A 17,983-nucleotide genomic window follows, 5' to 3' on the forward strand; every position below is an offset into this window, starting at 1 on the left:
GCGTCTGATAAGACGCGCAGCGCTGTAGACAGCTTGGCGTGAACGCCAGGAAATGATGAGCTACCGGCGGAAGCGGGCAAGCGCCCCTCGTTCGATGGCGGCGCAGGTGAGCTTGTCGAGACCGAGGCGGTCGCGCAGCAACTGCAACAGCCGGATCTCTTCGTTGCGAATGCGCTGGTCCGCGGCGGCGATCTCGACGGCAAGTGCGTAGGCCGTCTCATGGAACTTTTCCGGAAGCGCCTCGCGCACGATTTCCAGAGCGATGTCCAACCCCTCGGGGGCCGCGAGCTGGGCGGAGCATTCGTGGCCGATATGGACGAGCTGATCCTCGTTGAACCCCTCGAAGACCGGCAGGAACTGCACCAGCCGGCCGATGCGGGTGAATTCGTCGTCGCTCATCTCGCGGTCGACCGCCGACATCATCACCATGACATAGATGAGCGCTTCGTGGTGGCTGAGGCTTGGCAGCATGGGTCTTTCCAGCGGTAGCGCAATTCCGGGAACGGCGTGAAGCGGTTTTTCATCCGGAATTGCATAGTTTCAAAGAGTTGGATCATCTCACTGTCTCAACGATCAGATGATCTGGACGGTTGAGAGCTGGGAATTGCCGCGGCTGTTTACAAGTCCGGCTGCGGCTCGTCCATCCCGGTGCCGAGCGTTGGGTCGTCAAACGTCATCGGCGTGTGACTGAGGTCGCGCGGATCTTCGCCATAGAAGCCGAGCTTCGCCTGGTGCGCGGCGTCGGCCCGCTTCTTCAGCGGCGAGCCGGGTACCGGCGTCGCCCAGCCGTTGTCGACGAGCCAGGTTGCGAGATCCTGTCCACCGAGAGAGCAGGAAGCAGTGGCCGATGTGCCGGCGCTTCCCTCGGGCATGTCGCAGCTGACCGCACGTGCGCGCAGGAAGTTTCTGAAGGCCGTCCGTGCGACGATGCCGCAGGGCCAACTCTTCCCCCCGGTTTCGCAGGTTCTCTCTGCCTGCTCGGGCTCGATGCCATCGATCTGCAGCGTGAGCTTGTCGAACTGGATCACACCGGCGGCGATCGCCACGGGGCGATAGAGGATGGTCGGCCCGGCGGTCGCCTTCGCTTGCTTCTCCGGCTCTGACAGCGGGGCACGCGGCTCCGCGCGTTCGAGCGGCGCGCCGGTGACGGTGTCGGGCAGACCGAATTGTTGCGGCTCGATGGCGCGTGCGGCGTTTTCCGTCGTCGACGTCTGCGGTTGATCGCCGGTCGTAACCGCACCGGCGCCGTCGGTCGGTGTTCCCAAGTCGAGCGGTACGTTATCATCCGTTTCGGCGTCATCCGGCGCCGGCTCGATTTCCGTCATGTCGGGCGTTTCGAGGACGAAGTCCGGCGTGGCGGCACTCTCGCGGTCGCGAATGGCGGCTGCACCCGCGTAGAGGATGCCGGTGAAAAGCGCGATCGCGGCGATGCCGCCGGCAAGGGAGTATAAATGCTGCCGCATCAGGAAGAACGTCCTATTGGCTGGCCCAGATGATCCGGGCGATCCATTCGATCTGGCTGATCTCGAAGCCCCGGTTCGGGTGCTCCGGGTTGAGGGAAAGGAGTTCGATCGTGCGCGGCGTCTGGCGTGTCAGGACCTTCGCCATGACCTCGCCTTCGCGTGTCTTGACCACGACGCGGTCGCCGCGCCGAACCTGCGCCCCCGGATCGACGATCAGGGTGTCGCCGTCGCGGTACAGCGGCAGCATGCTGTCGCCCTGCACCTCGAGCGCGTAGATGCCGGCCCGGCGTTCCACCGCTGTTGGAAAGTCGATCACGTCCCACCCCTGGCCGGCGGGAAAACCACCGTCGTCGAAGAAGCCGCCGGCACCCGCCTGGGCGAAGCCGATCAGCGGGATCGCGGCGCTTGCAGTCGTCGGGGTGGCCTGAGTGTCATTCGGGTTTAACAGGCTGGTGAACTGGTCCATCGTTGCGCCGGTCGCCTCGAGCACCTTGGCGATCGATTCCGTCGAAGGCCAGCGTTCCCGCCCGTCGGCAGAGTGGCGCTTGGACTTGTTGAAGGAGGTGGGGTCGAGCCCGGCGCGGCGGGCGAGACCGGAAGGCGAGAGCTGATTGCGCTCGGCCAATGCATCGATGGCGTGCCAGATCGTGCCGTGAGACAACATGCGAAAGGTCCGGGCCGAACAGGCGGCCACTTGCTGGGTTTGTTCGACACCACACTATCGAAACGCGGGGTACCGGTAAAGAATCCGAAGGAAAATAGTCCTTTCTCCGTCATTTGCTTTGGGGGCGGCGGCCCCTATAGTTCGCTTGACGGGCAAGGCAGGCTTTCACCGGAGGGAACGTTTTGTTGGCGCGGATGAGATCGGAGCGTCTGCTGTTCGCTGCCCTCGCTACCGCGATTGCCGGGATCGCGCTGGAGCATGAGCTTCTGGAAATGGGGCGCCTGGCAACGCTTCTCGGTGCCGCCGGTCTCGTGGTGGCGATCGTGCTCGCCTCGCTGCGCGTGTCGCACCATGCCGAGGTGCTGGCGTCCAAGGTCGGCGATCCCTATGGCACGATGATCCTGACGCTCTCGGCGGTCTTGGTCGAGGTCGTCGTGCTGGCGATCATGATGACCAGCGAGACCTCGCCGACGCTCGTGCGCGACACGATCTATGCGGCCGTCATGCTCGATATCAACGGCATCCTGGGCCTCGCCGCCCTGCTTGGTGGCCTGAAACATGGAGAGCAGCCCTATAACGACGATTCCGCCCGCACCTACAGCGTCATGATTCTGACGGCGATGGGCATCTCGATGGTCGTTCCGGAGTTCGTGCCGGCGGCGAGATGGCATCTCTATTCGGCCTTCACCATCGGCGCGATGATCACCCTCTATGCCCTGTTCCTGCGCATGCAGGTGGGGGTGCACAGCTACTTCTTCAGCTACAGCGATCCGAAGGCGAAGGGCGAGGGGAGCGCGATACAGGGTGGGCCGGATCAGCCGGTGCTGCCGTCGATCGTGATACTGATCCTTGGCATCGTGTTGATCGGCGTGCTGGCGGAAGTGATGTCGTCGCTGCTGACCTCGGGCCTGAAGGGGAGCGGCGCCCCGCCGGCGGTGACCGCCATCGTCGTTGCCGTGATCTCTGCCTCGCCGGAAGTCATGACCGCGATGCGGGCGGCACTCGCCAACCGCATGCAGGCGGTCGTCAACATCGCGCTCGGGGCATCGCTTTCGACGGTCATCCTGACGGTGCCGGTCATGGAGGCGATCGCGCTCTATACCGGCCAGCCCTTCCTGATGGCCATGTCGCCGGTGCAGACGGTGATGGTGGCGGTCACTTTGATCGTGGCCGCGATCAACCTCAACGACGGCCAGACCAACGCCATTGAGGGCATGACTCATTTCGTGCTGTTCGCGACCTTCGTCATGCTGTCTGTGATCGGGCTCTGAGCGGATGAAGTGCCTGTTCGTATAGCCTCAGGCCGTCGCCTTTTCGCGTGCCTTTCTTGCCACCACCTCTTCATAGGCTGCCTGCAGTGTAGCGCGCACCCGCGGCGGGCCATCGAGCAGCGCGCCGAGATGATCGTGTCGCAACTCGTCCATGAAGCGGTCCCAGAGTTCCGGACCGCCGTTTTCCATCAGCTCGGCGCGAATACTGAGCTCTTCGCTGACCGGCAGATAGCGCCGCCCCCAGGCGCCGAGCTGGGCCATGATCGGCACCAGCGCGATCGTCATCTCCGTGAGACTGTAGATCGCCTTCTGCTTGTGCGTGGGGTCGTCCGCCTTGGTCAGCATGCCCTGCTCGACCAGCATCTTCAGCCGATCCGCCAGGATGTTGGACGAGATGCCCTCCTGGGAACGCAGCAATTCCCGGAAGTGCCGTTTACCGCCGAAGATCATGTCGCGAATGATCAGCAGGCTCCATTTGTCGCCGAACACTTCGAGCGAAAGATTGATCGGGCAACCCGAGCGAATGTCGTCCTTCATTGGCACCTCTTCAAAACCGCTTGCATTATCGCATCAGTGAGGCTATCGTGCAACTGCTTTCAAAATTAGAGCAGTTTTTAAATGAAACCAGTTAGGCAAAGGCCAGCGGTATTCGAACATCAGAGGAGAGAGAACATGACCGACAGATCCGTGGAACATGCGAGCTTCACCATCGAGCGCAGCTTCAAGGCGACGCCGGGACAGGTGTTCAGGGCTTTCTCCGAGCCGGCTGCGAAGGAACGCTGGTTCGTCAGTGCTGACGGGCCGGTGGCCGAATTCAGCCATGACTTCCGCGTCGGCGGTCGCGAGAGCGGTCGCTTCAGCCAGGACGGCGAAACGATCTATCATGACGACACCATCTATCTCGACATCGTCGAGAACCGCCGGATCATCTTTGCTTACACGATGGCTGAGAACGACAAGAGGATCTCGGCGTCCGTCGCGACCGTCGACATTCAGCCGGAAGGCAACGGTACGCGCCTCGTCTTCACCGAACAGGTTGCCTTCCTCGACGGGCTCGACAAGCTCGAATACCGGCGCGACGGTTGGCAACAATTGATCGGTGTGGCACTGGCAGAGGAACTCGGCGAAGCGGCTGTTGCTGCGTGACGCAGCAATCGGTCTCGTGAGCGCATTGAACCCCCGAGACCTTTCTGTCTCCGGGGGGTCTCAGTGCATGGCCGCGATCGCGCTGCCGGCGATGCCCACCGAAAAAAGGGTGAGACAAACGGCAGCAATCCGTCGCGGCAGATGCGAGGCCGACAAGCCCTTCGACATCTGCACCAGCACGGCGCCGGCGCCGATCCAGGTCGATCCGGCGGCGACGACCAGCAGCGAGAAGCCGGCGATCCAGGGCCAGACGGCGGCCAGTCCAGTCTGTGGCAAGAGCACCAGGGCGACGATCAGCGCCTTCGGATTGAGCAGCGTCGTAACGAAGACCTGGCGGATGGAGATGACGACACCTTCGCTGCGCTCGGCATCGGTGGTCCAGAGCGCATAGGCGAGGTAGAGAACCCAGCAGGCGGCGACGAGCCTGAGCGCAAGGCCGAGCTGCGGATGGGCGGCAAGGAATGGCGCCAATAGTGCTACGGCCGGGATGATGACGGCGAGATAACCGCCGAGCTCGCCGGTGAGCAACGGCAGCGAACGGCGGAAACCGGCAGAGGCGCCGGACAGCCAGAGCAGCGTGTTTGTCGGCCCCGGCGTTGCGAGCAGGATCAGGGCGGCGAGGGCGAAGGTGAGCGGCTGCATGTCGTTGAACCTGGTTTTGTGGCCGTTATCGCCGTCTTCTACCAGCCGCGCAAGCGTCCGCTCTTGATCTCCATCAAGCGTGGCGCCCGATAGTACCGGAATCTACCCGCAAGAAATCGCCACACGTGTCCGTGGGAATGCCTCTTCCGCGTGTGTCGCGGCCGCGCTATCAGACGGGACGCTGCCGCTTCTCTCCCGCCGGCGCGATCGAGGCCTCCCATGAACAAGACCGTACTGTCAGGCATCGTCATGACGACGTTTTCCTATTTCCTGTTCTCGTTGCAGGATGCGTCGGTCAAATGGCTCGTCGTCGGCTATTCGGTCTGGCAGATCCTGTTTACCCGCAGCATCACCATTCTCGTGCTTTGCCTCGTCATCGGCCGCGGCAAGCTGGTGCGCAGCGCCATCTCATCTCCGGTGATCAAGCCGCTCTTCGTGCGCAACCTGCTGCTGCTCGCGGCCTGGCTTTCCTATTTCAACGCGGCGCGCGATCTTGGCCTCGCGGAGATGACGACGCTCTACTATGCAGCGCCGATCATCGTGACGCTGCTTGCCGTGCCGATCCTGAAGGAAGACGTGCCGCCGATCCGCTGGTTCGCCGTTTTCATCGGCTTCGTCGGCGTGCTCATCGCCTGTGACCCGCTCGGCACCGGCATGAAGCTGTCGCTGCCGGTGTTCCTGGCGCTCACCGCCGCCGTCTTCTGGGCGATCGGCACCGTCATGCTGCGCAAGACCGCGCTGCAGGAAACGACCCTGGTGCAGATGACCATCTCCAACGTCTTCTTCATCGCCATGACCGGGCTTGCGGTCGGCTTCTTCTGGACGCCGCCGGCGCTCTTCGACGTGGCACTGATGGCCGGCACGGGCGTCATTGCCGGCGCGGGGCAGTATGCGCTGTTCGAGGGCATGCGCCGAGCACCGATCTCCGTCATCGCGCCTTTCGAATACACCTCGCTCGTCTGGGCCTTCGGCCTCGGTTTCCTGATCTGGGGCGACGTGCCGGCCATGAATGTCTTTGCAGGCGCCGGCCTGATCTTCGCGGCCGGTCTGCTGATCATCGTCGGCGAACGCCTGGCGCACCGTCGCGCCGGTGCCACGGCCTGATTGGTGGGGTCCGGCCGGCACGCCGTCTCATGCCTTGATGACGAGCGCCTCGGGCACTCGGCCGGTCAACCGGAAGAACAGGTGTGACGTCACGAGCACGTTGGGGTCGGAGAGGTGCCGATCCAGCGCCATGAGGTCGGCGTCGAGATCGTCGCGGTCGATGAAGCCTTCACCGATCAGGCCGTCACGCACATTGTTGATGAAGTCTCTGAGGATCGGCCGGCGGTCGTGACCGGGCGGGTAGACATGTGCAACGGCATCGACCGAAATCGCCTCGATGCCCGCTTGCCGGAACAGCCGATGCAGGCGGCGGCCGATATGGAGGTCGATGCCTCTGGCCGCCGAATAGGCGATATAGGCGGCAAGCAGCCGGTCCCAGGCGGCAAGCGGCGGGTCGCAGACATGCGCCAGGAAATCGGCCTCGAAGCTCGCGATCCAGCCGCCGGGTTTTACCAGCGACACCATTTCGAGCACGATGAGCTCCGGCCGCGGCACGTTGACGAGCACCAGCCGCATATGGGCACCGTCGAAGGAGCGGCGCGGCAGGCCGGTCGCATAGGCGTCGCCCTCGCGCACCTCCACCTGGGGCAGGGCGTGGCTGGCGACGAAACGGCGCGCAAGTTCGACGAAGTGCGGGTCGCGCTCGATACCGAGCACGGAGCCCGTGGGCCCCACGCGTTTGCCAAGCAGGTGCAGCACACCACCGGGACCGCAACCGAGATCGATGACGTGTTCGCCTGGCTGGATGCCGACCCTTTCGAGCTGCTGGTCGGAATCTGGGGCGAGATTGGCGATCTGTCGCTTCAGGCGTTCTTCCTCGGGCCCGGCGCGCCCAAGCAGATAGAGATCAGGCTCGCTCATGGCGTGTCCCCCTCTGATCCCGGCGAGCATGCGCCCGCGCAGGGAGGCCGTCAATCGGGAGGTGCAAGTAGCCTTAACGCACCTGCGACGACATGAAGCGCCGTTCTGCGGTCTCCTCGTAGATGCTGAGACCTTCGCGTCGGTAGAAGGCGACGGCGGGGTTGGTGGCCAGGACGCTGAGGCGCAAGGGCAGGCCAACCGCCCTTGCTTCGCCGAGCACCTGGCGAAGCGCGACTGCGCCATTGCCGCGCTTCTGATGGCCGGGCGCCACATAGAGCTTGTTGACCCAGACATGGTCGTTGCGCACGGTGACCGAGACGCAGCCGACATCCTCGCCGTTCGCAACGATGATGCGATGTTCGTCAAGGATAAGCGCATCCGCCGGACGCGGCCGCCAGTTGCCCCAGAGCGCCATGGCATAGTCGCGCATGCAGGCCTCTTCCAGCCAGTGCAGATAGGGTTCGTCGCCGGCGATCGCGGGGCGGAGCAGGACTTTGTTCATGGCTTCATCACTTGCGCGGCTTCAACCCGAATAGGTCTAACATCGCAACCATAGCAACTTGATGGTCACGCGAATGCGGGCGCTGCGTTAGGCCATGAGCCTTGGACGAGCCGTCGCCCAAACGAAAACAGGCCCCGAGGGGCCTGCTTCCAATTCGATGCGCGGAACTTACGCCGCCTGCTTCTTCTCGCCGTAGGGGTCGAAGCGACCGTAGAAGGTCTCGCCGCGCTCGGCCATTTCCTGCAAGAGCGCCGTCGGCTTGAAGTGGCTGCCGTAGTCCTTGGCAAGCTTGTCGCACATCTTGACAAAGGCCTTTACGCCCATGCCGTCGATGTAGGAGAGCGTGCCGCCCGTGTAGGGGGCAAAGCCGAAGCCGAGGATCGAGCCGACATCCGCCTCACGCGGATCGGTGACGATGCCCTCTTCCATGGTACGGGCGGCTTCAAGCGCGATCGTCGCCAGGAAGCGCTGCTTCAGCACTTCGACGTCGATCTTGTCGGCGTTCTTCTGCGGGTAGAGCGTCTTCAGCTCCGGCCAAAGATACTTCTTGGCGGGCTTCGCCGGATACTCGTAGAAGCCCTTGCCGTTCTTGCGGCCGCGGCGATCAAGGTCGTCGACCATCTTGTTGATCAGCGCCATGTGCTTGGGATCGACGGCCCTTTCGCCGAGGTCGGCGACGGTGGCCTTCAGGATCTTCTGGCTGAGGTCGATCGCCACTTCGTCGTTGAGCGACAGCGGTCCAACCGGCATGCCGGCCATCTTGGCGGCATTCTCGATCATCGCCGGCGGCACGCCTTCGATCAGCATGTCATAGGCTTCGTGGATATAGCGGAAGACGCAGCGGTTGACATAGAAGCCGCGCGTGTCGTTGACGACGATCGGCGTCTTCTTGATCGCGGCGACGTAGTCGAGTGCCGTAGCGAGCGCCTTGTCGCCACTCTCCTTGCCGAGGATCACTTCGGTCAGCATCATCTTCTCGACCGGCGAGAAGAAGTGGATGCCGATGAACTGGCCGGGGCGTTTCGAGTTCTTGGCAAGGCCGGTGATCGGAAGTGTCGAGGTGTTGGAGGCGAAGATCGTGTCTTCGCCGATCACCGCCTCCACCTTCTCGATGACATCCTTCTTGACCTGGCGGTCTTCAAAGACGGCTTCGACCACGAGGCCGACTTCCTTCAGGTCGTTGTAATCGGCCGAAGGCGTGATGCGGGCGAGCAGCGCTTCGCCTTCTTCCTTGGTCAGGCGACCCTTGCCGACCGAATCCTTGACCAGGCCTTCCGAGTGGGCCTTGCCCTTCTCGGCCGCTTCCATGTCGCGGTCGATCAGCGTGACGGCAATGCCGGCGGCAGCCGTCACATAGGCGATCGAGGCGCCCATGAAGCCGGCGCCGACGACGCCCACATGCTTGAACTCCGACTTCGGCACGCCGGCCGGGCGGCGGGCGCCCTTGCCGAGCTCCTGCATCGAGACGAACAGCGAGCGGATCATCGAGAAGGCTTCGGTCGTCTGAAGGATCTCGGTGAAGTAGCGCTGCTCGATCTTGAGCGCCGTGTCGAACGGCACCTGCAGGCCTTCATAGACGCATTTCAGGATGGCAACGGCGCCCGGATAGTTGCCGTAGGTCTCGCGGCGCAGGATCCCGGAAGCGGCTGGCCAGAGCTGGGCCGAGGCCGGCGTCCAGATGCCGCCGCCCGGTACCTTGTAACCCTTCTCGTCCCAGGGCTGCACCGGCTTCAGGCCGTTCTTGATCATCGCCTTGGCGGCATCGACCAGCTTGTCCCCGTCGACGACTTCGTGCACGAGGCCGAGGGCCTTGGCGCGAGCCGAAGTCAGCGACGAGCCCGTCGTCATCATCTGCAGCGCGTCCTGCGCGTTGGTGAGGCGCGGCACGCGCTGGGTGCCGCCGGCGCCCGGGAAGATGCCGACCTTGACTTCCGGCAGGGCGATCTTCACCGACTTGGAATTGGAAGCAACGCGGCCGTGGCAGGCGAGCGACAGCTCGAAAGCGCCGCCCATGCAGGTGCCGTTGATCGCCGAGACCCAGGGCTTGCCCGAGGTTTCGAGCTTGCGGAAGAGCCCGGTCATGCGGCCGACGAGGTCGAAGAGCTTCTGGGCGGCGTTATCCGGATCCTTCTTCTTCTCTTCCTGCTGGAAGGTGAACATCGACTTGATCATCGAGAGGTCGGCGCCGCCGGAGAAGGTCGACTTGCCGGAGGTGAAGACGACGCCCTTGACCGCTGCGTCGGCAGTCGTTGCGTCGACAATGGCGTTCAGTTCCTCCATCACCTCCTGGGTGAAGACGTTCATCGACTTCTCAGGCATGTCCCAGGTGACGAGCGCAATGCCGTCGGAATCGGTCTCGATCTTGAAATTGGTGTAATTCGTCATGGTTCTCCCCCTCAGTAGAGAATGGGTTCGATGCGCAGCGAGATATTCGATCCGCCGCTGTAACGTTGTTTGCTGGTATTGGTGGCGATCAGCCGGCCGTCGCGCTCGACGCGGATGGTGAAGCCCGCATCGGTGGCCTTATTGAGTTCAGGCTTCGGCACCTGCAGCACGAAGGGCACGCGGGTGGCCTTGCCATCGCTGACGACGGACGTTTCCGCGATCAGCTTGGCAGCGACGTCCATCACGCCTTGCTCTTCGAGCCTGATGGTGACGGTGCCGGCCGGAACCGGGCCGCTCGCGACATTGGTGATCGCACCGGTGAGCGTGAAGCTGTCGCTGCCTTCCTCGTCGGAGACGCAGCCAGCGGCTGCAAGCAGCCCCAGGCCCATCAGCGCGAGAAGAGAGCGGCGCATCACGTCCATCGTCAGACCCTTTCGATGATCGTGGCCGTGCCCATGCCGGCGCCGATGCAGAGCGTGACGAGCGCGGTGTTGAGATCGCGACGCTCCAGTTCGTCGAGCACGGTGCCGAGGATCATCGCGCCGGTGGCTCCGAGCGGATGGCCCATGGCGATCGCGCCGCCGTTGACGTTGATCTTGTCGTGCGGGATGTCGAAGGCCTGCATGTAGCGCAGCACGACGGCCGCAAAGGCTTCGTTGAGCTCGAAGAGATCGATGTCCGACAGCTTCATGTCGGCGCGCTTCAGAAGCTTTTCGGTGACGTCGACCGGGCCGGTCAGCATCAGCGCCGGATCGGAGCCGATATTGGCGAAGGCGCGGATGCGGGCGCGCGGCTTCAGGCCCATGCTCTCGCCGCCGGCCTTGGAGCCGAGCAGCACGGCTGCGGCGCCGTCGACAATGCCCGACGAGTTGCCGGCGTGGTGCACGTAGTTGATCTTCTCGATTTCCGGATGCGCCTGGATGCCGACGGCTTCGAAGCCGCCCATCTCGCCCGGCATCTGGAAGGACGGGTTGAGCGAGGCGAGCGCCTGCATGTCGGTGCCTGGACGCATGTGCTCGTCACGGTCGAGGATGGTCAGACCGTTCCCGTCCTTGACCGGCACGACGGACTTCTTGAAATAGCCCTTCTCCCAGGAATGCGCCGCGCGCTTCTGGCTTTCCACCGCATAGGCGTCGACGTCGTCGCGGCTGAAGCCGTATTTCGTGGCGATCAGGTCGGCAGAAACACCCTGCGGCATGAAGAAGGCCGGCAGGTTGACCGAGGGGTCCATGAACCAGGAACCGCCGGACATGCCGAGGCCGACGCGCGACATGCTCTCGACGCCGCCGGCAATGACGATGTCGTCGGCACCCTGGGCGATCTTGGCCGCGCCGAAGTTGATGGCGTCGAGGCCGGAGGCGCAGAAGCGCGAGATCTGCATGCCCGGCGCGCGGGTGGAATAGCCGGCTTCGAAGGCGGCCGCCTTCGGGATCACCGCACCGGCGTCCATCACCGGATCGACGCAGCCCATGATGATGTCGTCCACGGTCGAGGTGTCCAGGTCGTTGCGGTCACGGACCGCTTCCAGCATCTTGGCGGCAAGGCGAACGGACGGCACTTCGTGCAGCGATCCGTCCTTCTTGCCACGGCCGCGCGGCGTGCGCACGTGGTCGTAAACGAAGACTTTCGTCATGTCTCATCTCCCTTTCGGCAGCACCGCCAGGTGCTGCCCGTCAAAACATTTTGAAATCGAACGGCTCAGAACGCGGCCGCGTCGAGCGCCATCAGCGTGTCGGCGCCGGTCTCGATACGGGCCTTGCGCAGGGCCGTTTCCGGCAGGATCCTTTCCATGAAGAAGGTCGCGGTGATCAGCTTGTTCTTCAGATAGTCTGCGCGCGTCGTTTCGCCAGAGGCAAGTTTTTCCTCAGCCGTCTTGGCAATTTTTGCCCACATGTAGCCAAGCACGACAAGGCCGAAGAGGTGCATGTAGTCGGTCGAGCCGGCGCCGGCATTGTCGGGCTTGGCCATGGCGTTCTGCATGAACCACATGGTCGCGGCCTGCAGGTCGTTGAGACCCTTCTTCAGCGCCTTGGTATAGGCGGAGAGTTTCTCGTTGCTGCGGTTTTCCTCGCAGAAATCGCCGATTTCCTTGAACAGCGCCATGACGGCGCGGCCGCCGTTCAAGCCCAGCTTGCGGCCGACGAGGTCGAGCGCCTGGATGCCGTTGGCACCTTCGTAGATCATCGCGATGCGGGCATCGCGGACATACTGGCTCATGCCGTGCTCTTCGATGTAGCCGTGGCCGCCGAACATCTGCTGCGCCATGACGGCGTGGTCGAAGCCCTTGTCGGTGAGCACGCCCTTCAGGATCGGCGTCATCAGGCCGAGAATGTCGTCGGCCGTCTGGCGGTCGGCGTCATTGTCGGAGCGGTGGGCGATATCGGATTTCAGCGCCGTCCAGAGCGTGAAGGCGCGGCCGGCCTCGTTGAAGGCGCGGATCGTCATCAGCGTTCGGCGCACGTCCGGATGCACGATGATCGGGTCGGCCTTCTTGTCCGGCGCCTTCGGCCCGGAAAGCGAGCGGCCCTGGATGCGGTCGCGCGCATAGTTGGCGGCGTTCTGGTAGGCGATTTCGGCGATCGACAGGCCCTGCAGGCCGACGCCGAGGCGGGCCTCGTTCATCATGACGAACATGGCGTTGAGGCCCTTGTTCTCCGTACCGATGAGGTAACCTTCGGCCTCGTCATAGTTCATGACGCAGGTCGAGTTGCCGTGGATGCCCATCTTGTGTTCGATCGCGCCGCAGGAAACGCCGTTGCGGTCGCCAGGCTCGCCGTCGGCATTGAGCTTGAACTTCGGAACGATGAACAGCGAAATGCCCTTCACACCATCAGGCGCGCCCTCAATGCGGGCGAGCACCAGATGGATGATGTTATCCGACATGTCGTGTTCGCCGGCCGAGATGAAGATCTTCTGGCCGGAGATCTTGTAGGCGCCGTTGCCGGTGGGCACTGCCTTGGTGCGCAGCAGGCCGAGATCGGTGCCGCAATGGGGCTCGGTGAGATTCATCGTGCCGGTCCAGGTGCCGGCAACCATCTTCGGCAGATAGGCCTGCTTCTGCTCGTCGGTTCCATGCACCAGGATCGCGGCGATCGCGCCCTGGGTGAGGCCGGGATACATGGTCAGTGCCATGTTGGCCGACGACATGTACTCGCCGACGGCGGTGTGCAGCGTGTAGGGCAGGCCCTGGCCGCCGAATTCCTCCGGAACGGCGAGGCCGAGCCAGCCGCCTTCGCGGTAGAGGTCGAAGGCTTCCTTGAAGCCCTTGGGTACGCTGACCGAGCCGTCGTCGCGGCGCTTGCAGCCTTCCTGGTCGCCGGAGAGATTGACCGGGAACAGGGCTTCCTCGGCAAGCTTGGCCGCTTCGCCGACGATCGCTTCGATCATGTCCGGCGTAGCATCAGCAAAACCGGGTAGGTTGTTGTAGCGCTCGATGCCGAGCACGTCGTTCAGGATGAAGAGGGTGTCGTCGACCGGGGCCTTGTAGATGGGCATGCTTTCCTCGCCTTTTGGTGCTTCGGGCGCCGTACCTCGTCGTCGACGCCCGGTTGCAGGATGCCGGATGCGCCGCCATCCTCTTTGATTCTAGAGCATCTTTCCCTTCCAGTGATTCCACAGGAAAGCGGCATGCTCCAGGGCGGTCTCGCATCGTTGGCCGGATGCTACAAAATTTTGACGTTTGCGTAAACGTCAAAAATTGCGGGCTGCGAAGTTTCGTCGCGGCACCAGGGGAGCCGGCAACCCGCGCTCACGGTACGATCCTGCCAAATCGTTAAAAATCCTGGGCAGATTAACGGCTTATTTACCACGTTTCGTGAAAGGTGCGTGTTGAGATGGTCAAAGCTGCAACCGGTCCTGGCGTCGTGTCGCTGTAGCTTTGCCCACGTCGGAAGCGCCACAGGGGTGAGGAAAGCTGTTTTCTTCCGTGACGACTTTCGGGATGGCCGACGACAGGGGCGAAGAACACCATGAATGGATCGCGATCAAATCCTCAGCGCGCAGGCAGCCAGTCCTATAGCGAGCGGCCGTCGCTCGACGCTTTGAACCGCACCATCGAAGGACTTGAGGCGCGGATCGAAGGCCTGATGAGCGGCGCTGCCCGCGACGTGGCGCCAAGGCCTCCCGAACGTCTTCCGGCCCGCGAACCAGCCAAAGAACCCGCAACGCCCCGTGACGCCGTCGCCGAAATCATGCAGCGCCAGCGCAGCCTCAGCGCTTCGCGCGAGCGCCCGCCGCTTCGCGACCGGATGTCGGCGCGCGAACCGGAACGCTATGTTCCCGAACGTCCGACCTCTGACCGTTTTACCGAAGAGCCCCGCCTGCAACCGTTGCACAGCCAGCCGCAGCGCCCGTCTTTGGCCGTCAACGATATCGCCGAGGCGCTCGTCGGTCTGCGCCAGGACCTGAAGCGCGACATCACCGATGGCCTCACGCGCGAGATGAATTCGCTCAGGTCCGAGATTCGCGGCATCAAGGCTCAGGCGCAGGATCACAGCTTCGCCGAAGACGTGCGCGGCGACATGCAGCGTCTTGCCGACAGCATCCAGCAGCTCGGCCGCCAGGCCTCGCCCGCCCAGGCCGACGCGCTGCGTGGCGACTTCGACGAACTGCGTGCGATGATCGACGGCCTTGCGCGTGAAGACAGCATGCGCCGCATGGAAAACCGCTGGACCGGCGTCGAGGATCGGCTGATCGCGTTTGATCAGAACCGCGACGACGAGCTGGTGGCGCTGGCCTATCGCCTGGACGAGATCAAGTCGCAGATCGGCTCGCTGAAGGGCAGCTCGGCCGTCGACGCGCTTGAGGACAAACTGATCGCCGTCGCCCAGGCCATCGAAATGCTGGGCCGCCAGATCCAACCCGATGACCGCCGTCTCGTTTCGCAGTTTGCGGATCTCGACGGTCGGCTCGATGAAATCAGCCGCGCGATCGCTGCCAACAGTCGCACGGCGACGGGTCTCGACGGTAGCTTCGTCAACCGGCTGGAAAGCCGGCTTGGCGACCTGTCCCGTCAGATCGACAGCCTGTCGCGCCCGAACGATTCCGGCCTCGGCGCCCGCCTGGAAGCCTTGACCGCCCGGGTCGAAGATCTCGCCGGCGAAAAGGCGGCCGCCCGTCTCGAAGAGCGTCTCGACCAGCTTTCGCTGGTGATGGAGCGCAGCAACAGGACCGCGCAGTCGGATCTCAACGATTATCTGTCGGATATTTCGCGCAAGATCGAGGCCCTGGACCAGGGCAGCGTCAACGACACACTGGCCGAGCGGCTCGACTATCTGGCACGCCGGATCGACGAACTCGACGCCCATGGCGTTCAACCGGCCTCCGATCCGCGCTTCGACCGGCTGGAAGATCGCCTTGTCGGCATCGCGCAGCGTCTGGAAGAGACCCACGCTGCGCCGTTCGATGATCGTGTCGCCCTGCAGAACCTCGAAGCGCAGATCGCCAATCTGTCGACGCTGGTCAGCCAGCCGCGCGCGGACATCGCTGCGAGCGCGGTGCCCGCCGATTTCGAAAACCGCATGAGCGCGCTCGAGGACTACCTCTCGACCAGCGACGAATACATCGTCGAGGCCGCTCGCCAGGCGGCCGAAGCGGTGATGGAAGCCTATGCCAAGAACGGCTCTCCGCGGGGTTCCGGCGGAGATCTGGCCGCAATCTCGGCGCTTGCCGAAGACCTTCGCACGCTCGAGGACCTCAGCCGCTCCAGCGAGGAGCGCACGGCGCGCACCTTCGAGGCGCTGCACGAGACCCTCGTGCATATCGCCGACAAGCTGGAGCGCATCGAAAGTCGCGAGCCGGCAATGCCGGCACGGGCTGAGACGCCGGTGCTGCGCGAACCCGCGCAGATGCCGAGGGCCGCGCAGCCGGAACTCGATCCCTTCGGCGACAACGACCTCGATGACCGCTACGAGGACCTGCAGCGCAACGTCCGCGCGCTGCAGGCGGAAGATCAGGCTGTGGTCACCCAGACCGCCGAGCCGGCAACGGCCTTTGCACATGACCAGCAGGTCTCAACCGTTGAAGTCGAAGATGTGCGCGAACCGGCCGCTGCAGCCCGCACCGGCCTGCTCGCCGGCCTGACCCGGCGCTTCTCCGGCAAGCGGTCCGAGCCGGTGCACGAGCAGGAGCAGTCCCGACAGGTCGTCGAGCCGACTCCGTCGATCGATCCCTCCGAAATGCTTGCGCCCGAGGAAGCCAACCAGCTGCTGGAGCCGGGTTCCGGCGTTCCCGATGTCAAGAAGATCCTGGAACGGGTGCGCGCCGGGCAGATGAACAAGGCAGGTATTCAGCCTGGCGATGGCGACAAGTCGGACTTCATCGCTGCCGCCCGCCGTGCTGCCCAGCTCGCCGTTGAAGAGGCCGACACCCTGAACAAGGTTGGTCAAAGCGGAAAGACCTCCGGCATCGGCGGCGCTTTTGCCCGTCACCGCCGGCCGATCCTCATGGCCGTCGGCGCGGTCCTGCTGGCGATCATGTCCTATCCGCTGGTCAGCAATATGCTGAAGAAGCAGGAGACCGCACCGGTGGAGCCGGCCGCGATCATCGAGCAGCAGGCGGTGCCGGAATCGCGCGAAAACAAGATCGTCGAAGGCCTTCTGCCGCAGACCGCGGCCGTAGCCCCAGCTGAAACGCCGGTCACGGCATCCGAAATCGCAGTCGCAGCACCGGTCGATTCCGTTGAAGCCCCGGCGAAGGTATCCGAAGCTTCGATCTCGGTACCGGCGACGGCCGTGCCGACGACCACCATTGCGACACCGGCCGAAGAGAAGGCACCGATGCTCGCGCCGGTCGCAGAAACGAAAACCGCTTCGGCGGCCTCCGAGTTCCAGGCGACGCCCGCTGGCAACGCACCCGCCAGTGGTGCGGCCCTTATCAGTTCTCCGGCCGAGGGCGCGGCAACGACCGCGCTGGCGCCGGTGGCCGCACCGAGCGAGATCGTGCTGCCGGAAGGCTTCGGCCCGGCAGCCCTGGTGACGGCCGCCAAGGGCGGCGACCCGCTTGCCTTCTACGAAATCGGCGCCCGCTTTAGCGAAGGCCGCAGCGTTCCTGAAAACATGGCGGAAGCCGCCAAGTGGTATCAGCGCGCCGCCGACGCCGGCGTCGTTCCGGCGCAGTATCGCCTCGCGAGCATGTATGAAAAAGGCATGGGCCTAACGCGTGACGCCTCCAAGGCGAAGGCGCTCTATCTCGCCGCCGCCGGCCAGGGCAATGCCAGCGCCATGCACAACCTCGCGGTCATGCTGGCGAGTGGCCGCGATGCTTCGCCTGACTTTGCCGAGGCAACGAAGTGGTTCGCGAAGGCTGCCGAACTCGGCATTCGCGATAGCCAGTTCAACCTCGCCGTCCTCTATGCGCGTGGCAACGGCGTGCCGCAGGACCTGACCGAATCCTACAAATGGTTCTCCGCCGCCGCCCGCGAAGGCGACATGGATGCCGCCGCCAAGCGTGACGAAGTTGCCAAGGCGATGAAGCCTGAGCAGCTCGAAAGCGCCAAGGCGAAGGCCGATGCCTGGAAGGTGCAGCCGGTCGACGCCAAGGCGAACACGGTCGACGTTCCGGATGCCTGGGTCGGCCCGGCCAACAAGACCGCCAGCGTCGACATGACCAAGGCGGTCCGCAATATCCAGGCGATCCTGAACAACAACGGCTTCGACGCCGGCAAGCCCGACGGCCAGATGGGCAAGAAGACCGTGGCTGCCATCAAGGCCTTCCAGAAGTCGGTCGGCCAGGAGCCGACGGGCGAAATCACCGAGCAGCTGGTCAAGGAATTGCTGAAGCGCAATTCCTGACCCTTGGGCTTGCGCCGTAATAAAGCCGCAGAGCCGGGCGACACGGGTTGCGGGTGGCGAAGCCGTCTGCCATGTGGCTGAAAAGGTTGAAATGTCGGGCCTGCTGCATAATTCCTTAATCGGAATCAGGCTAGGGAAGAACTGATGCAGCAATC

15 protein-coding genes are annotated in these 17,983 nt (G+C 63.9%); 4 read left to right on the forward strand and 11 right to left on the reverse strand.

The features are described 5' to 3' along the window. Positions 1-60 precede the first annotated feature (60 nt). From ACN9MO_RS00800 to ACN9MO_RS00810, 3 genes are all read right to left on the reverse strand, one after another. Positions 61-471: a tellurite resistance TerB family protein gene (locus ACN9MO_RS00800; RefSeq protein WP_057248111.1), complete on the reverse strand. Its 411-nt coding sequence runs from the start codon at positions 469-471 to the stop codon at positions 61-63. Between the two features lie 146 nt (positions 472-617). After that, positions 618-1,463, reverse strand: coding sequence for a thermonuclease family protein (locus tag ACN9MO_RS00805; RefSeq protein WP_113132091.1), 846 nt, complete (start codon positions 1,461-1,463; stop codon positions 618-620). 13 nt (positions 1,464-1,476) lie between these two features. Beyond that, on the reverse strand, positions 1,477-2,127 hold the full coding sequence (locus ACN9MO_RS00810) for a S24 family peptidase (RefSeq protein WP_113132147.1): 651 nt from the start codon (positions 2,125-2,127) through the stop codon (positions 1,477-1,479). 182 nt (positions 2,128-2,309) lie between these two features. On the opposite strand from ACN9MO_RS00810, the gene ACN9MO_RS00815 reads away from it, so the two are divergent. Beyond that, positions 2,310-3,398, forward strand: coding sequence for a calcium:proton antiporter (locus tag ACN9MO_RS00815; RefSeq protein ID WP_113132092.1), 1,089 nt, complete (start codon positions 2,310-2,312; stop codon positions 3,396-3,398). A 27-nt stretch (positions 3,399-3,425) separates the two neighbouring features. Here ACN9MO_RS00815 and ACN9MO_RS00820 read toward each other — a convergent pair whose 3' ends face one another. Then, positions 3,426-3,935, reverse strand: coding sequence for a winged helix-turn-helix transcriptional regulator (locus tag ACN9MO_RS00820; RefSeq protein ID WP_093231853.1), 510 nt, complete (start codon positions 3,933-3,935; stop codon positions 3,426-3,428). A gap of 135 nt (positions 3,936-4,070) precedes the next feature. On the opposite strand from ACN9MO_RS00820, the gene ACN9MO_RS00825 reads away from it, so the two are divergent. After that, positions 4,071-4,544: an SRPBCC family protein gene (locus ACN9MO_RS00825; protein ID WP_057248116.1), complete on the forward strand. Its 474-nt coding sequence runs from the start codon at positions 4,071-4,073 to the stop codon at positions 4,542-4,544. Between the two features lie 60 nt (positions 4,545-4,604). On the opposite strand, the gene ACN9MO_RS00830 is transcribed toward ACN9MO_RS00825, so the two are convergent. Beyond that, positions 4,605-5,186 (reverse strand): threonine transporter RhtB, encoded by a 582-nt coding sequence (locus tag ACN9MO_RS00830; protein ID WP_113132093.1) that lies wholly within the window; start codon positions 5,184-5,186, stop codon positions 4,605-4,607. Between the two features lie 219 nt (positions 5,187-5,405). Here ACN9MO_RS00830 and ACN9MO_RS00835 point away from each other — a divergent pair, with 219 nt between their 5' ends. Then, entirely contained in the window at positions 5,406-6,290 is an 885-nt protein-coding gene (locus tag ACN9MO_RS00835; protein WP_113132094.1) for a DMT family transporter, read from the forward strand. A gap of 27 nt (positions 6,291-6,317) precedes the next feature. On the opposite strand, the gene ACN9MO_RS00840 is transcribed toward ACN9MO_RS00835, so the two are convergent. From ACN9MO_RS00840 to ACN9MO_RS00865, 6 genes are all read right to left on the reverse strand, one after another. Then, positions 6,318-7,151: a methyltransferase domain-containing protein gene (locus tag ACN9MO_RS00840; RefSeq protein WP_113132095.1), complete on the reverse strand. Its 834-nt coding sequence runs from the start codon at positions 7,149-7,151 to the stop codon at positions 6,318-6,320. Positions 7,152-7,224: 73 nt separating this feature from the next. Continuing rightward, positions 7,225-7,653, reverse strand: a complete 429-nt coding sequence (locus tag ACN9MO_RS00845) for a GNAT family N-acetyltransferase (RefSeq protein ID WP_113132096.1) — start codon at positions 7,651-7,653, stop codon at positions 7,225-7,227. Between the two features lie 168 nt (positions 7,654-7,821). Beyond that, a complete protein-coding gene (locus ACN9MO_RS00850) occupies positions 7,822-10,038 on the reverse strand; it encodes an FAD-dependent oxidoreductase (RefSeq protein WP_113132097.1) in 2,217 nt (738 codons plus the stop codon). Between the two features lie 11 nt (positions 10,039-10,049). Beyond that, positions 10,050-10,460 (reverse strand): YbaY family lipoprotein, encoded by a 411-nt coding sequence (locus tag ACN9MO_RS00855; RefSeq protein WP_113132098.1) that lies wholly within the window; start codon positions 10,458-10,460, stop codon positions 10,050-10,052. Between the two features lie 2 nt (positions 10,461-10,462). After that, complete coding sequence (locus ACN9MO_RS00860; RefSeq protein WP_057248123.1) at positions 10,463-11,671, reverse strand: acetyl-CoA C-acetyltransferase; 1,209 nt, start codon at positions 11,669-11,671, stop codon at positions 10,463-10,465. Positions 11,672-11,736: 65 nt separating this feature from the next. Next, entirely contained in the window at positions 11,737-13,533 is a 1,797-nt protein-coding gene (locus ACN9MO_RS00865) for an acyl-CoA dehydrogenase C-terminal domain-containing protein (protein WP_093231860.1), read from the reverse strand. 473 nt (positions 13,534-14,006) lie between these two features. On the opposite strand from ACN9MO_RS00865, the gene ACN9MO_RS00870 reads away from it, so the two are divergent. After that, positions 14,007-17,828, forward strand: a complete 3,822-nt coding sequence (locus ACN9MO_RS00870; protein ID WP_113132099.1) for a peptidoglycan-binding protein — start codon at positions 14,007-14,009, stop codon at positions 17,826-17,828. Positions 17,829-17,983: the final 155 nt, after the last annotated feature.

The organism is Ensifer sp. R-19, from assembly GCF_049905105.1.
Lineage (GTDB): Bacteria > Pseudomonadota > Alphaproteobacteria > Rhizobiales > Rhizobiaceae > Ensifer.

Bases quoted from the DNA above. Each gene is read 5' to 3' on its own strand.
- ACN9MO_RS00800 (WP_057248111.1), bottom strand. From the start codon at position 471: ATGCTGCCAAGCCTCAGCCACCACGAAGCGCTCATCTATGTCATGGTG.
- ACN9MO_RS00805 (WP_113132091.1), bottom strand. From the start codon at position 1,463: ATGCGGCAGCATTTATACTCCCTTGCCGGCGGCATCGCCGCGATCGCG.
- ACN9MO_RS00810 (WP_113132147.1), bottom strand. From the start codon at position 2,127: ATGTTGTCTCACGGCACGATCTGGCACGCCATCGATGCATTGGCCGAG.
- ACN9MO_RS00820 (WP_093231853.1), bottom strand. From the start codon at position 3,935: ATGAAGGACGACATTCGCTCGGGTTGCCCGATCAATCTTTCGCTCGAA.
- ACN9MO_RS00825 (WP_057248116.1), top strand. From the start codon at position 4,071: ATGACCGACAGATCCGTGGAACATGCGAGCTTCACCATCGAGCGCAGC.
- ACN9MO_RS00830 (WP_113132093.1), bottom strand. From the start codon at position 5,186: ATGCAGCCGCTCACCTTCGCCCTCGCCGCCCTGATCCTGCTCGCAACG.
- ACN9MO_RS00835 (WP_113132094.1), top strand. From the start codon at position 5,406: ATGAACAAGACCGTACTGTCAGGCATCGTCATGACGACGTTTTCCTAT.
- ACN9MO_RS00840 (WP_113132095.1), bottom strand. From the start codon at position 7,151: ATGAGCGAGCCTGATCTCTATCTGCTTGGGCGCGCCGGGCCCGAGGAA.
- ACN9MO_RS00845 (WP_113132096.1), bottom strand. From the start codon at position 7,653: ATGAACAAAGTCCTGCTCCGCCCCGCGATCGCCGGCGACGAACCCTAT.
- ACN9MO_RS00850 (WP_113132097.1), bottom strand. From the start codon at position 10,038: ATGACGAATTACACCAATTTCAAGATCGAGACCGATTCCGACGGCATT.
- ACN9MO_RS00855 (WP_113132098.1), bottom strand. From the start codon at position 10,460: ATGGACGTGATGCGCCGCTCTCTTCTCGCGCTGATGGGCCTGGGGCTG.
- ACN9MO_RS00860 (WP_057248123.1), bottom strand. From the start codon at position 11,671: ATGACGAAAGTCTTCGTTTACGACCACGTGCGCACGCCGCGCGGCCGT.
- ACN9MO_RS00865 (WP_093231860.1), bottom strand. From the start codon at position 13,533: ATGCCCATCTACAAGGCCCCGGTCGACGACACCCTCTTCATCCTGAAC.
- ACN9MO_RS00870 (WP_113132099.1), top strand. From the start codon at position 14,007: ATGAATGGATCGCGATCAAATCCTCAGCGCGCAGGCAGCCAGTCCTAT.